14 protein-coding genes are annotated in these 14,060 nt (G+C 66.9%); 11 read left to right on the plus strand and 3 right to left on the minus strand.

Annotated elements, in window-relative coordinates; genetic code table 11:
* Nucleotides 1-128: 128 nt before the first annotated feature.
* Genes CBR61_RS00790 through CBR61_RS00800 form a run of 3 tightly spaced genes read left to right on the plus strand, consistent with a single transcriptional unit; the run spans nucleotide 129 to nucleotide 3,312 of the window.
* Complete coding sequence (locus CBR61_RS00790; RefSeq protein ID WP_088912651.1) at nucleotides 129-716, plus strand: carboxymuconolactone decarboxylase family protein; 588 nt, start codon at nucleotides 129-131, stop codon at nucleotides 714-716.
* Nucleotides 716-1,978, plus strand: a complete 1,263-nt coding sequence (locus tag CBR61_RS00795; protein WP_088912652.1) for a cytochrome P450 — start codon at nucleotides 716-718, stop codon at nucleotides 1,976-1,978. Before CBR61_RS00790 ends, CBR61_RS00795 begins: the two co-directional genes overlap by 1 nt.
* A complete protein-coding gene (locus tag CBR61_RS00800) occupies nucleotides 1,978-3,312 on the plus strand; it encodes an aromatic ring-hydroxylating oxygenase subunit alpha (RefSeq protein WP_088912653.1) in 1,335 nt (444 codons plus the stop codon). Before CBR61_RS00795 ends, CBR61_RS00800 begins: the two co-directional genes overlap by 1 nt.
* An 82-nt stretch (nucleotides 3,313-3,394) precedes the next feature.
* Here the strand turns inward: CBR61_RS00800 and CBR61_RS00805 are convergent, their stop codons facing one another.
* On the minus strand, nucleotides 3,395-5,014 hold the full coding sequence (locus CBR61_RS00805; RefSeq protein ID WP_088912654.1) for an FAD-dependent oxidoreductase: 1,620 nt from the start codon (nucleotides 5,012-5,014) through the stop codon (nucleotides 3,395-3,397).
* Nucleotides 5,015-5,217: 203 nt separating this feature from the next.
* Between CBR61_RS00805 and CBR61_RS00810 the strand changes: the two genes are divergently transcribed.
* On the plus strand, nucleotides 5,218-5,994 hold the full coding sequence (locus CBR61_RS00810) for an SDR family NAD(P)-dependent oxidoreductase (protein WP_088912655.1): 777 nt from the start codon (nucleotides 5,218-5,220) through the stop codon (nucleotides 5,992-5,994).
* 219 nt (nucleotides 5,995-6,213) lie between these two features.
* On the opposite strand, the gene CBR61_RS00815 is transcribed toward CBR61_RS00810, so the two are convergent.
* Entirely contained in the window at nucleotides 6,214-7,023 is an 810-nt protein-coding gene (locus CBR61_RS00815; RefSeq protein WP_157696458.1) for an SDR family NAD(P)-dependent oxidoreductase, read from the minus strand.
* Nucleotides 7,024-7,151: 128 nt separating this feature from the next.
* Here CBR61_RS00815 and CBR61_RS00820 point away from each other — a divergent pair, with 128 nt between their 5' ends.
* Genes CBR61_RS00820 through mobA form a run of 3 tightly spaced genes read left to right on the plus strand, consistent with a single transcriptional unit; the run spans nucleotide 7,152 to nucleotide 8,425 of the window.
* Nucleotides 7,152-7,562, plus strand: coding sequence for a nuclear transport factor 2 family protein (locus CBR61_RS00820; RefSeq protein ID WP_088912656.1), 411 nt, complete (start codon nucleotides 7,152-7,154; stop codon nucleotides 7,560-7,562).
* Between the two features lie 4 nt (nucleotides 7,563-7,566).
* Nucleotides 7,567-7,908, plus strand: coding sequence for a putative quinol monooxygenase (locus CBR61_RS00825; RefSeq protein ID WP_088912657.1), 342 nt, complete (start codon nucleotides 7,567-7,569; stop codon nucleotides 7,906-7,908).
* A complete protein-coding gene (gene mobA, locus CBR61_RS00830; RefSeq protein WP_088912658.1) occupies nucleotides 7,886-8,425 on the plus strand; it encodes a molybdenum cofactor guanylyltransferase in 540 nt (179 codons plus the stop codon). The genes CBR61_RS00825 and mobA overlap by 23 nt, the downstream gene beginning before the upstream one ends.
* A 96-nt stretch (nucleotides 8,426-8,521) precedes the next feature.
* On the opposite strand, the gene CBR61_RS00835 is transcribed toward mobA, so the two are convergent.
* The gene (locus CBR61_RS00835) at nucleotides 8,522-9,526 is read right to left on the minus strand and encodes an NADP-dependent oxidoreductase (RefSeq protein ID WP_088912659.1); all 1,005 of its coding nucleotides are present in this window, start codon (nucleotides 9,524-9,526) and stop codon (nucleotides 8,522-8,524) included.
* Between the two features lie 133 nt (nucleotides 9,527-9,659).
* On the opposite strand from CBR61_RS00835, the gene CBR61_RS00840 reads away from it, so the two are divergent.
* The 4 genes from CBR61_RS00840 to CBR61_RS00855 all read left to right on the plus strand — a co-directional run bounded on the left by CBR61_RS00840 (nucleotide 9,660) and on the right by CBR61_RS00855 (nucleotide 14,059).
* A complete protein-coding gene (locus CBR61_RS00840; protein WP_233996796.1) occupies nucleotides 9,660-11,801 on the plus strand; it encodes a molybdopterin-containing oxidoreductase family protein in 2,142 nt (713 codons plus the stop codon).
* 106 nt (nucleotides 11,802-11,907) lie between these two features.
* Nucleotides 11,908-12,918, plus strand: a complete 1,011-nt coding sequence (locus CBR61_RS00845; RefSeq protein WP_088912660.1) for an NADP-dependent oxidoreductase — start codon at nucleotides 11,908-11,910, stop codon at nucleotides 12,916-12,918.
* Nucleotides 12,918-13,685, plus strand: coding sequence for a ThuA domain-containing protein (locus tag CBR61_RS00850; protein WP_088912661.1), 768 nt, complete (start codon nucleotides 12,918-12,920; stop codon nucleotides 13,683-13,685). The genes CBR61_RS00845 and CBR61_RS00850 overlap by 1 nt, the downstream gene beginning before the upstream one ends.
* Nucleotides 13,682-14,059 (plus strand): limonene-1,2-epoxide hydrolase family protein, encoded by a 378-nt coding sequence (locus tag CBR61_RS00855; RefSeq protein WP_088912662.1) that lies wholly within the window; start codon nucleotides 13,682-13,684, stop codon nucleotides 14,057-14,059. Before CBR61_RS00850 ends, CBR61_RS00855 begins: the two co-directional genes overlap by 4 nt.
* Nucleotide 14,060 lies beyond the last annotated feature (1 nt).

Genomic DNA, 14,060 nt, shown 5'->3' on the forward strand with positions numbered 1-14,060 from the left:
CGCCTCTCCCAACGCGGTAGCGCCTCGCTTAGCGAATCCGCCAATTGCTCCTTGAGACCTTGTCACGCAGCCTCGCCCTTACGGAAACGGGCTAAATTGTGAGGGCCCGGCCGCATGGGGAGAGCAACGTGAGCCGCATCGCCAAACTGCCGGCCGAGCAATGGGACGCGCGCCTCGTCGCCGCGATCCAGCCCGACAACCTGACCGATCTGGAACAGGGCCTCACCCGCTATTTCGCGCATTGCCCCGAGCAGGCGCTGGGGCTGATGGGCTTCGGCGGGGCCTTGAAGCGCAACCGCACCCTGCCCGAGCGGCTGGTGGAGCTGGTGCGCCTGAGGGTCGCCTTCTTCAACCAGTGCCGGAGCTGCATGGCGATCCGCTATTCGGATGCCGTGGCTGACGGCGTGACCGAGGGGCTGGTGTGCTCCTTGGAGCGCCCGCAGGAGGCCGAGAACCTCAGCGCCGCCGAGAAGGCCGCGATCCGCTACGGCGAGCTGATGGCGACCGATCACCTCGCCATCGACGATGCGGTCTATGACGAGCTGCGCCAGCACTTCAGCGAGGCGCAGATCGTCGAACTCGGCATGACGGTGGCCTTCTTCGTCGGCTTCGGCCGGCTCGCGGCGACATGGCACATGGTCGAGGAGCTTCCGCAAGCCTTCCGGACCGCCGAGACCATTGCCCCGTGGGGCGCAGACAAGATCCAGGTGCGCTGATGAACCAGCCGACGATCAACCTGTTCGATCCCGAACTCCAGCAGTGCCCCTATGACGCCTACAAGACCCTGAGGGACGAGGCCCCGGTCTACAACATCCCCGGCACGCAGATCTGGGTCGTCAGCCGCTACGACCACGTGCGCGAGGTGCTGATGGACCCCGACCGCTTCCCCTCGACCGCCGCCAACGAGCTGATGCGCGCCAGCCCCACCGATATGGAGCGCGGGCGCAAGGTGGCCCAGCGCTTCAAGGAGAAGGGCTGGCTCCCCGCGCCGACGCTGGCGGGGCGCGACGATCCCAATCACAAGCAGATGCGCGCGATGTTCAACGAGGCGTTCAAGCCGAGCCGCATCAAGGAGATCGACCCGCGGGTCGAAACCCTCGCCTACGAGCTGATCGACGGATTTCTCGATGACGGGCACTGCGACTGGGTACGCCAGTTCTGCGTGCCGCTGCCGCTGTTCATCATCGGCGAGCAGATGGGCGCCAGGCGCGAGGACATGTGGAAGATCAAGGGCTGGACCGATGCCTTCTTCCACCGCATCAGTCTGATGCTGCCCGAGGACAAGCACCTCGAGATGGTCGACCGCGAGATCGAGGCGCAGCATTACTTCCAGCCGATCTTCGAACGCCTGCGCAAGGAGCCGGACGGCTCGCTCATCTCCGTGCTGGTCAACACGGTGATCGAAGGCTGGGGCCGCCCGCTCAACGACAACGAACTCCACGCCGAGATGATGGCCGATACCTTCGTCGGCGGATCGGAAACCACCACCAACGCGCTCGCGGCGGGGATGAAGCTGCTGATCGAGAACAAGGATGTTTGGCACAAGCTGAAGGCCGATCCCGACAAGTATATGCGCAATTTCGTCGAGGAGGTGCTCAGACTCGAAAGCCCGGTGCAGAGCCTCATGCGCTTCACCCACAAGGACGTCGAACTCGCCGGGGTGACGATCCCCGCAGGCTCGGTGGTCAACGTCCGCTACGGCGCGGCCAACCGCGACGAGCGGTTCTTCGAGTGCCCCGAGAAACTTGATCTCGACCGCCCCAAGGCGGGCGCGCACATGGCCTTCGGGTCGGGCACGCACCACTGCCTCGGCGCGCCGCTGGCAAGGCGAGAGCTCACCTGGGGCTTCCAGGCAGTGGTGGACCGCTTCGAGGACATGGACTTCGCCGAAGGCAAGAACGACTTCACCTACCACCCGCACTTCCTGCTGCGCAGCCTGAAGCAGCTCCACATCACTTTCGAACCGAAGAAGCGGTGATGGCGACGCTGCTCCAGCCCGCCCCGCAGCGGATCGACGTGACGCCGCAGCCGATGCCCGCGCTGTCGGACAGGCCGATCGAGGGCAGCCGCTACTGGAGCCATGACTTCATGGCGCGCGAATGGGATGGCATCTGGACCAAGGCGTGGCTGATCGGCGGTCTCGCACGGCAGGTGGCGAGGCCGGGGGACTTCTTCACCTACGAGATCGGGAGGGAGTCGATCCTCGTCACACGGGGCGAGGACGGGCAGGTGCGCGCCTTCTACAACGTCTGCCCGCATCGCGGAAAACGGCTGGTGATGGAGGAGGAAGGCCATTCCAAGCGCCTCGCCTGCTCCTATCACGGCTGGCGCTTCACCAGCGAAGGCGAGCTGAACTTCGTCCCCTGCCCCGAGGATTTCGCGGGCGGCAATCCCTGCGGCAAGGTGCGGCTGGAGGAAGTGCGGTGCGAGGTCTTCGCCGGCTTCGTGTGGGTCAACCTCGATCCCGCCGCCCCGCCGCTCGCCGACCACCTCGGCCCTGTCGGCCCGCAGCTGGCGCTCTACAACATGGAGGCCATGCACCGCACGCACTGGGTGACGCTCGAGGGCGACTGGAACTGGAAGTGCGTGCAGGACAATTTCAACGAGAGCTACCACCTGCCCTTCGTCCACCCGCAGACGCGCTTCGTGATGGAGCAGAGCTACAAGGACTGCCAGTTCGATCTCTACGCCCCCCACGGCCATGCGCGGATGTTCATGCCGGGATCGCGGCCGTCACGCTCCTTGCGCGGCCATACCGACACCGTGCTCGAGATGATGCGGACGGAGCTGACCTATTGGGGCCTCGACCCCGAGGACTTCCGCGATGATCCGCTGCGCACCCGCGAGGCGCTCCAGCGGGCCAAGCGGGCGAAGGGGGCGGAGAAGGGCTACGACTTCGGCCACTTCCACGACGCGCAGCTGACCGACCATTTCCACTACACGATCTTCCCCAACATCAGCTTCAGCCTGAAGCCCGACGGCTGCATCTGGCTGCGCGCCGATCCGCACCCGACCGACCCGGAGCGGTGCTTCTTCGACATGTGGTATTTCACCTGGTTCCCCGAGGGAGTGGACCGCTACTACGCCTACTCCATGGGGCAGGAGGTCGACCGCACCGTGCCCGTCCCGCACCAGCGCGGGGTGGTGGGCGAGCTGTCATGCGGCCCGGGCATCGATCAGGACGTGAGCATCTGGAGCGAGCAGCAGAAGGGCCTGCGCTCGCGGGGCTACAGGGGCGGGCATCTCGCCGGGCAGGAGGCGCGGGTGCGGTTCTTCCACGACACGATCGACCGGTGGCTGGGGGAATTCTGACCCACGCCCGTTCGCATCGAGCGCAGTCGAGATGCCCTATGCACGCTGACGGGTGTCTCGACTTCGCTCGACACGAACGGATTTAGAGGTTCGCCAGCGCCGCCGTGCGCCCCGCGATGTAGCCGAAGGTCAGCGCCGGCCCCAAAGTCCCGCCCGCGCCCGCATAGATCCCCCCAGTCGGGCAGGCGATGGCATTGCCCGCCCCCAGCAGCCCCGGGATCGGCGCGCCGTCATGGCCGAGGATGCGCGCCTGCCCGTCGGTGCGGGGGCCGCCATTGGTGCCGAGGAGCCCTGAGGCGATCTCCACCGCATAGAACGGCGCCTCGCGGATCGCGCCGAGCGTAACGGCCGTACCTTCCCGCGAACGGTCGCCGTAGAAATGGTCATAGGCGCTCGTTCCCCGCCCGAAATCGGGGTCGTGGCCTTCGTCGGCATGGACATTGAAGCGCGCGACGGTTTCGGTGAGCGCCGCCGCATCGACCCCGATCTGCGCGGCCAGCCCTTCCAGCGTATCCGCACGCATCACCCATTCCGGCATGGGCTGTCCCGGCTGGCGCGTCCCCAGCGGATAGCGCGCCGCATATTGCGCGTCGAAGACGAGGTATGCGGGCAGGTTGAGATAGTCGTAATTGGCCGGATCGAACTGGTGGAACACGCCGCCCAATGCCGAGTAATTCGCCGCCTCGTTGCAGAACCGCCGCCCGCTCCGGTTGACCATGATCGAATGGGGCACGGTGCGCTCGATCAGGATGATCTGCGCGCGCTGCTCGCCACTCGCCCAGGGCGCGTCGGGCGTGACGAGGGTGGGCGCCCACCATGCGCTCGTCATGTTGCCGAGCTTTGCGCCCGCTGCCATCGCCAGCTTCAATCCCCCGCCGGTGCCGGTGGGCGGGCTGGCAGGGGCGGTGACAGGGCCGCGCAGGAAAGTCTGGCGCAGTTCGGTGTCCCACTCGAAGCCGCCGGTGGCGACGATCACCCCGCGCCTTGCCGGCAGCGCGAAAGGCGCTCCGTCCTTCGTCCCTTCGATCCCCGTGATCCGCTCGCCGTCCCCGACCAGCCGGTGCGTCTCCACCCCGAGCACCGGTTCGATCCCCCGGTCGAGGCATGCCTTGAGCAGCCGCGCCACCATCGCCTGCCCGAAGCCGCATTGCCGCGCAGCCATGCGCTGGCCCAGCACCTCCAGCGGCGGCATCGCGCTCGCGCCGCCGAGCGGGGTCTCGCGCAGCATCAGCGGCTTGGGTTCCTCGATCGCGTAGATTTTCGCCGCCCAGTCGCCGAGTTCGGGCAGATCGAACAGATCATGGTCGAGCGCGCGCGAGCCTTGCGGCTTCGCGCCGGGGCGATCGAGGTAGTAGTCGGGATAGCCGGGCAGCACCGAAACGCTGAGCGCGCCGGCATCCTCGAGGAAGGCGAGCGCCTCCGGCCCCCTGTCGACAAAAGCCTCGAGCGTCTCGTCCACCAGATCGCCGTGATCGAGGCTGCGGAAATAGGCGAGCGCCTCTGCGCGGCTGTCGGCCATGCCGGCGGCGCGCATCCTGGGATTGTCCGCCACCCAGATCACCCCGCCCGAGATCGCCGAGGTGCCGCCGATCCGGTCCCACTTCTCGACCAGAGCGACCTTCGCGCCCGCTTCATGTGCCGCCAGCGCCGCTGCCATGCCGGCCGCGCCCGTTCCGAGAATGATCACATCCACTTCGCTCATGGATGAGGTTAGACGCCTTCGGGCGGCAGCGCGGCAACCCGTCATTTTGGCAAGGTGCCTCGGCGCTCAGTCCCTTCTATTCGTCATTGCGAGGAGCCCGAAGGGCGACGCGGCAATCCATGGACTGCCGTCGCGCCCGGAAGCAATGCCTGTCCATGGATTGCTTCGCCTACGGCTCGCAATGACGAGAGAGAGGGCAATCAATGAAACTCGAAGGCAAGATCGCCGCGATCACCGGGGGCACGGCGGGCATGGGGCGTGGGATCGCCGAGGCCTTTCTGGCCGAGGGCGCAAGCGTCGCGCTGTTCGCCCGCAATGCCGAGAAGGGCGCGAAGGTGCTCGAGGAGCTGGGGGCGGGCGACCGGGCGATCTTCGTCGCGGGCGACGTGATGAGCCAGTCCGATCTCGAAGGCTTCGTCGATCACGTCATCGCCCATTTCGGCACGCTCGACATCCTCGTGAACAACGCGGGCGGCGCGGGCGACCTGCAGCCGTTGGTGAACCTCTCCGATCACGCCTTCGACGAGGCGATGAAGTGGAACGTCTATTCGACCTTCTGGGCCACCCGCCGCGCGCTCCCCACCATGCTTGAAAAGCAGGACGGGCGGATCATCAACATCTCCAGCATGGAGGGCAAGCACGGCAAGCCGGTGCTGACCGCCTACAGCGCCGCCAAGCACGCGGTGAACGGCATGACCAAGAGCTTGGCGCGCGAAGTCGGCGCGCAGGGCGTCACGGTCAACGCGATCTGCCCCGGCCTCGTCATCACCGACATCATCAAGAACAACGGCCCCGCGACCGCCAAGGCGATGGGCATGGAGTTCGAGGAGATGGTGACGATGTTCGCGCAGGAAGCCGCGATCAAGCGCCCCAACGAGGTCGAGGAAATCGCCGCGGTCGCGGTGCTGCTGGCGAGCAAGGCGGGCGCAGGCATCACCGGCGCGCAGATCAGCGTCGACGGGGGCACGGCGCAATATTGAAGGCGCGCGCCGCTGCCGTTTTCCTACTCGCCGCAGGTGCGATAAGGACATGGGCCTGCCGCTTGCGGCCGGCTCTTTCCCATCGTCAGCGCGCCGCGATCGGGCAGGGAAACGCAAAACACAGTGTCAACTTCGCTTTTGCGCCGCAAACCCATGATCGGAAAGCGGAATTCCTGTAGGAATGCGAAGTTTGCAGTGTCAACTTTGTAAACTTCGCCCTTACCCCTGGAGCTTCGCCATCGCCGCCCCGACTGCCGCGGCGACATCCGACGCCTGCGGATTGCCGCGCATGATCAGCCCGCCGTTGGGCTGGATGTTCGCGCCCGTGACATAGGCCTGATCGGTGCACAGCCACAGGCAGGCATGGGCGACATCGTCCACGGTGTTGAGCCGGCCCATCGGATAGCGCGGCAGGAAGGCGTCGGTCAGGCCCGGCACCTGAAAGCTCTCGTGGGTCATCGGGCTGTCGGTGAAGGCGGGCGACACCGTGTTGGCCTTGATGCCGAGGTGCCCGTAGTCGTTTGCCACGCACTCGATCAGCGCCTCGCTGCCGCGCTTGGTGCCGATATAGGCGGCGTGGTTGGTGATGATCGCCTTGGTGGTCGCCGAGGACAGCGAGATCAGCGAGCCGCCGGTCGGCTGCTGCTCGCTCATGATCCGCACGAAGGCCTGGAGGAAGTGGTGGACCCCCTTGAACTGCAGGGCGACGATCTGGTCGAGCTGTTCCTCGGTGATCTCGAGCAGGCTCGCGAGCAGGCCCCAGCCGGTGGTGTTGATCGCGATGTCGACCCGCCCGAAGGTGTCGCGGGCCTTGTCGGCCATGGCGTTGACCTCGGCCCGGCTGGTGATGTCGCAAAGCGTGTATTCCCCTGCGATTTCAGCGGCCAGCGCGGCAAGCGGCGCTTCCTTGCGGCCTGCCACCATCACCTTCGCGCCCTCCTTGGCGAACAGGCGGGCGATGGTCTGACCCATGTTGCCCTCCGACGCCGCGCCCAGGATAACGGCGGTCTTGCCTTCCAACTGCCCCATGATCTGTCTCCTCTCTCGGGCGAGAGGGGTAACACGGTCAGGGGGCGGCTCACCCTTCCCAAAAGTGGGCATTGTCGTGCGCGCCCCGCGGGGCCGATAGCCGCCTCCGACAACAGGGAGAGCGAGCCATGTTCACAGGACCCCTCGAGGATCGCGTGGCGATCCATGAACTCAACGGCACCTATGCCGACGGCGTGGTGCGTTTCGACGCCGCGACCTGGGCGAGCGTCTGGGCCGATGATGCCGACTGGGACCTGATGGGGCACAAGACCCACGGCAAGGAGGCGATCGTCGCCTTCTGGAACGGGGCGATGGGGGGGCTGGAGGCGGTGAGCTTCCACTGCGTGCCCTGCATGATCGCGGTCGAGGGCGACACCGCGACAGCGCGGGTGCAGACGCAGGAGATCCTCAAGCCCAAGGACGGCAAGGCGCGCCATGTCGGCGGCCTGTATGAGGACAGGCTGGCGAAGGTGGACGGCCAGTGGCGCTTCACCTCGCGCGCGTTCCGCATCGTCGCCGAATTCGGCGTGGAGGGCTGAAAACATGGCGAAAATCCTGATTTCCGCCCAGATCGATCTCGACCCGGCCCAGCGCGAGGAGGCCCTGCGCACGGCACGTCCGCATATCGAGGCGGCGCTCGCCGAAAAGGGCTGCATCCACTACGACTGGAGCGCCTGTTCGATGAACCCGGCCCGCGTCAACGTGTTCGAGGAGTGGGAAAGCGAGGAGGCGCTCGCCGCCCATTTCCGCGATCCGGCCTACACCGGGATGCGCGATCACATCGGCCGGTTCGGGATCACGGCTGCGGTCAGCCGCAAGTACCGGGTCGACGCGGAAGGGCCCGTCTACAATGCGCAAGGCAATGCCACAGAGGCCTTCGACTGACCCCAAGCCATTGTATCTGGGCGCGATCCTCGCCGGCGGTCAGGCGCGGCGCTTTGGCAGCGACAAGGCGCAGGCGCTCTTTGAAGGCGCGCGGCTGATCGACCGGGTGGCCACAGCCCTCGCCGCCCAGTGCGACGCGCTGGTGGTATGCGGGCGCGAGGAGCCGGGATTCGCCTGTCTCCCCGATTGGCCGGAGGCCGGGCTCGGCCCGCTCGGCGGCCTCGCCGCGGCGCTGCGCCATGCGGAAAAGCGGGGGTTTGCCCATGTCCTCTCCGCCGGGGTGGACGTGCCCGACCTGCCGCATGATCTCGCCGCCACGCTGGCGGGCGAAGGCGCGGCGATCGTGGAAAGCCAACCGGTGGTGGGGCTGTGGCCGGTCGATGCCGGTCCGGCGCTTGAGGCGTTTCTGGCCGGGGGCGGAAGGTCGCTCTACCGCTTCGCCGACCACGTGGCCGCACGGCGGGTCGATCTGCCCGCACCGCTGATGAACGTCAATTTCCCCGAAGATCTACCGTAACTTCGTCATTGCGAGGAGCGAAGCGATGCGGCAATCCAAGGCCTGCACGTCAGTCCATGGATTGCTTCGCCTGCGGCTCGCAATGACGAGCGAAATCTAGAGCTTCAGCATCTGCTTGCCGCGGTTCTGCCCGGTGAACAGGCGCTGCAAGGTCTGCGGCGCGTTCTCGAAACCGTGCTGGATATCCTCCTGGTACTTCAGCGAGCCGTCCTTGACGAAGCCTTCCAGCCGCTTGCGGATGCCGGGGAACTCGCTCGCCCAGTCGAGCACGATGAAACCCGCCATGGTGCCGCGCCGGAACACGAGGTTGAAGTAGTTCTCGGGGCCGGCGGGGAGCGTGCCGGTCTCGTAGCGGCTGATCCCGCCGCAGATCACCACCCGCGCGCCGGTGGCGATGCAGGCGAGCATGTCATTGAGGATCTTGCCGCCGACATTGTCGTAGATCACGTCGACGCCCCTCCGGCAGAGCTGGCGGATCTGCTCCTTCACCCCGCCCGCCTTGTAGTCGATCGCGGCATCGTAGCCCGCTTCCCTGACCAGCCAGTCGCACTTCTCCGGGCCGCCGGCGATGCCGACCACGCGGCACCCGGCGATCTTGGCGAGCTGGCCGACGATGCTCCCCGTCGCGCCTGCCGCGCCCGAAACCAGCACGGTGTCGCCCGCCACGGGCTTGCCGACCTTGAACAGCCCGCAATAGGCGGTGAGGCCCGTGGTCCCGAGCACCGAGAGCACCGCGGTGGGCGAGATCTCGGTCTCGACCTTGGTCAGATCCTTGCCGTCGGTGACGAGGTATTCGGTCCAGCCGGTGGTGCCGAACACGAGATCGCCGACCGCGAAGCGCCCGCCGTTCGATGCGACCACCTCCGCGATCCCGCTGCCGCGCATCACATCGCCGATGTTCATCGGGGCGACGTAATCGGCGATGTTCTCCATCCAGCCCTTCTGCGCCGGATCGAAGCCGAGATAGTGGGTCTTCAGCAGCATCTCGCCCGGGCCCGGATCGGGAAGCTGGGTTTCGACCAGCCGGAAGTCGTTCTCGATCTCGATCCCGCGACCGCGCGGGTGTCCGTTCAACAGCCATTGCCGGGTGGTGGTGGGCATCAGGTATCTCCCCGAAATTCGAATGCAACTTGCCTGCCCTATTGCGGGCGCGGACGAGCCGCCTCCACGGACAAAAGTGTCAGTCGAGCGTGCTCGCCCCTGTGGTAGTCTCCCGGCTACTCTGGGGAGAGACATGATGGGCGTTCAGACTCACAAGACCTTCTGCCGTTTCTGCCATGCGAACTGCGCGATGGAAGTCGACGTCGTGGACGGGAAGGTCGTCGAGGTCCGCGGCGATCCGGACGATCCGGCCTATGGCGGCTACACCTGCATGAAGGGCCGCGAGCTGCCCGACAGCCACAACTCGGAAGACCGGCTGCACCACAGCCTCGTTCGCAACGCGGCCGGCGAGTTCGTCTCGACCCCGATGGACCAGGCTCTCGCCCATGTCGCCTCCGAGCTCCGCCGCATCATCGACACCCACGGCCCCCATTCGGTCGCGGTGTTCATGGGTTCGGGCGGCTTCCAGAACTCGGCTGCGATGGCCGCCTCACTGTCCTTCGCCAACGCGGTGGGGAGCCGCAACTTCTACACCTCGGTGACGCTCGACCAGCCCGCCAAGGTCTTCACCACCGCGCGCTACGGCAAGTGGATGGCGGGGCCGAACACCTTCTCGGAAAGCGACGTCGCCTTCTTCATCGGCAACAACCCTATCGTCTCGCATTACTCGCCCGTTGGCGGGGTGCCGCCCTTCAGCCCCTCGCGCCGCATCCGCGACAAGCAGGCGGAAGGCATGAAGCTGATCGTCGCCGACCCGCGCGAGAGCGATGTGGCGCGGCTCGCGGACATCTACCTGCCGGTGAAGCCGGGCGAGGACCCGGCGATGCTCGCGGGGATGCTCAACGTCATCATCGCCGAGGGGCTCTACGACCGCAATTTCGTCGCCGCCCATGTCGACGGGTTCGACGAGCTGGCCGAGGCGGTGAAGGCCTTCCCGCCCGAGGTCGCCGCCGAACGCGCGGGTCTGGACAAGGACCAGCTGGTCGCGGCCGCGCGGATGTTCGCGGGCGGCACCAAGGGCTGCGCCGTCACCGGCACCGGCCCCGAGATGGCGGGCAACGGGACGCTCACCGAATATCTCGTCGTCTGCCTCAACACCATCTGCGCGCGCTTCAAGCAGGAGGGCGAGAAGGCCGCGATCCCGGGCGTCTTCAGCCCCTACCAGACCGCCCGCCGCGCGCAGGTCGGCCCGCCGGTGCCGATGTTCGGCGCGGAAGGCATGCCCAAGTCCCGCTTCCGCGGCCTCGGCCACCTCGGCTGGGAGATGCCCTGCAACGTCCTCGCGGACGAAATCCTTACCCCCGGCGAAGGCCAGGTGCGCGCGCTGATCTCGGTCGGTGGCAATCCGGTCGTGGGCTTCCCCGATCAGGCGAAGATGGTCCGCGCCCTCGACGATCTCGAGCTGTTCGTGCAGATCGACCCGTGGATGAGCGCCAGTGCCAAGCGTGCCGACGTGGTGCTCGCGCCCTCGCAGTGTCTGGAGCGCGAGGACATCACCAGCCTTTCCGAATGGTGGCACGAGGAACCCTATGCCCGCTACACCGAGGCGGTGGTCGCGCCCCCGGGTGACGTGATCGACGAATACGAGATGTTCTGGACGCTCGCCAAGCACCTCGGCATCCAGATGATGCTCGCCGGCGGCCCGCTGCCGATGGACCGGAAGCCGACCAAGCAGGAGTTCCTCGATCTGGCGGTGACCGGCTGCCTCGTGCCCCCCAGCCAGGTTCGCGCGGACTGCAAGGCGAACGGCGGGGCGGCGGTGATGTATCCCGAGAAGCACCCGCTGGTGGAGCCGGTGGACGAGAGCGAGTTCCACCGCTTCGATCTGGCGGTGGGCGCGATGCCTTCGGAGATCCTGAAGTATGCCGAGAACCGCAAGGCGCGCGAGGGCTTCGACTTCCGCCTGATCTCGCGGCGTTCCAAGACACGGTTCAACTCGATCGGCCACCCGCTCAAGAAGCTGCAGGCCAAGACCACCACCAACCCCGCCTTCATCCACCCCGACGACATCGCCGCGCTGGGGCTCGAGGAAGGCGGGCTGGTGGCGATCACCTCCCCCCACGCCACGATCCACGGCGTCGTGAAGGCGAGCGACAAGGTGCGGCGCGGGATCGTCTCGATGGCCCACGCCTATGGCGATGCCGATGCGGGGAAGGACGACGTGCGGGAACGCGGCTCCTCGACCAACCGGCTGGTCAGCGAGGTGGTCGATTACGATCCGATTACCGGGCAATCCCTGCAAAGCGCCATTCCGGTGAGGCTGGAGCCTGCTTAGCCAACAGCCGTTCGCCCTGAGCTTGTCGAAGGGCCGCACTTCCTTTTGAACCGTTGCCGGAAGCAGAACAGTGCTTCGACAGGCTCAGCACGAACGGAGTTTTCTCTTGCCCCAGAACCGCCGCTTCCTCCTCCAGCGCCGTCCCGATGGCACACCTGTGCGCGAGGACTTCGAACTCGTCACGGAGCCGACCCCGGCGCTCGAGGAAGGCCAGTTCCTGATCCGTAACCACTATGCCTCGCTCGATCCGGCGATGCGCGGGTGGATGGATGCGGAGGGCAACTACATGCCCCCGATCCCGCTCGGCGATCCGGTGCGCGCCAGCACCATCGGCGTCGTGGAGGAAAGCCGAGCGGAAGGCTTCGCACCCGGCCAGTGGGTGATGGGGCTCAACGCGCTCGAGGACTATTCCATCGGCGTCGCGGGCGGCCTCACTCAGCCGATCGACCCGAGCCTCGTGCCGAGTGTCACCAATTACCTCTCGATCTTCGGCGCCGTGGGCATGACGGCCTATTTCGGCTTCCTCGAGGTGTGCGAGCCCAAGGCGGGCGAGACCGTGCTGGTGACCGGTGCAGCGGGCGCGGTCGGCAGCCTCGTCGGCCAGCTCGCCAAGATCCATGGCTGCCGCGCGGTCGGGATCGCGGGGGGACCTGCCAAGTGCGCGCGGCTCACCGAGAAATACGGCTTCGACGCCGCCATCGACTATCGCGGCAAGGATGAAGCCGCGCTCACCAAGGCCATCGCCGAGGCCTGCCCCGACGGCGTCGACGTGATCTTCGAGAATGTCGGCGGGATCATCCTCGATGCCGGGCTGATGAACCTGAACCTGCACTCACGCGTCGGGCTGTGCGGTCTGATCAGCGAATACAACACCGAGCCGCGCGGCATCCGCAACCTGTGGCAGCTGATCGTCAAGCGCGCCCACATCCGGGGCCTGCTGGTCGCCGACTACGTCCCGCGCTTCGCCGAGGGCGCGGCGCAGATGGGCGTCTGGGCGGCGCAGGGCAAACTCACCATCGACGAACACATCGACGAGGGTCTGGAGAACGCCTTCGACAGCTTCATGCGGCTGTTCGCTGGGACGAATGACGGCAAGATGATCCTCAAGATCGCCTGATGGCCCGTTCGCTGCTCGTGCTGTCAGGGGGGCACCCCTACGAGGCGGGACCTTTCGACGAACTGCTGGCGGCGCTGGGCGAGTGGGAAATCACCCATCTGGTCCACCCCGAAGGCGGCGAGGCTGACGCGGCGGACGCCATCCGCGCCGCCGACGCGCTGCTGTTATACGACATGGCTGGCTACAGCTTCGGCGAAGGGACGGTGACGATGCGCCCGCCCTCGCCTGCTTTCCGCGAGGCGCTCGCCGGGCGCTTCGCCGGCGGCAGGGGCGCGGTCGCGATGCACCATGCGCTGGCGGGGTGGGCCGAGTGGCCGGAGTGGCACCACTGGCTCGGCGGGCAGTTCCACTACCAGCCGGGCGCGCACGGCCCCGATTCCGGCTATCGCCATGACATAACCTACGAGGCGCGCATCCTTGTCGATCACCCCGTCACGCGGGGCCTGCCCGAGAGCTTCCCCGTCACCGACGAGCTCTACCTCTGCCCCATCGACGAGAGCGCCTTCATCCCGCTGGTGCGCGCCGAGGGCTTCGCCTTCACGGCTGCCAATTTCTACTCCGCCGCGCAGGCCGTGGCAGGCGCGATGTTCAGCAACGAAGGCTGGGACCACCCGCCGGGCAGCGACTGCGTCGCCTGGGAGAGCCGCACCTGCCCCGCCCCGCTCGTCTATCTGCAATTCGGCGACGGCCCGGCAACCTACGCCAACCCTCATGTGCGCCGGATGCTGCGGCAGGCGCTCGACTACACCTCGGGAGGAACCGCATGACGCCCCAACAGACCGTCGAAGCCTTCATCGGCCACTGGAACGCCTGCGACGTGGAGGCGATGCTGGCGCTGTGCGCGGAGGATATCGTCTATCACAATATCCCGATGGAGCCGATCCACGGCACCACGGCGATGCGCGCGATGGTCGAGGGCTTCCTCGCCAATGTCGCGCGCTGCGACTGGCAGACCCACGCCATCGCGGCCAGCGGGAACACCGTGCTCACAGAGCGCACCGACATCTTCCACTTCAAGGACGGCCGCCGCGCCGCGATCCGGGTGATGGGCACCTTCGAGATCGGAACCGACGGGCGCATCGCGGCCTGGCGGGACTACTTCGACATGCTTGAATTCCAGCGCGAATTCGCCGGCGGATGAA

This window comes from Porphyrobacter sp. CACIAM 03H1, assembly GCF_002215495.1.
GTDB lineage: Bacteria > Pseudomonadota > Alphaproteobacteria > Sphingomonadales > Sphingomonadaceae > Erythrobacter.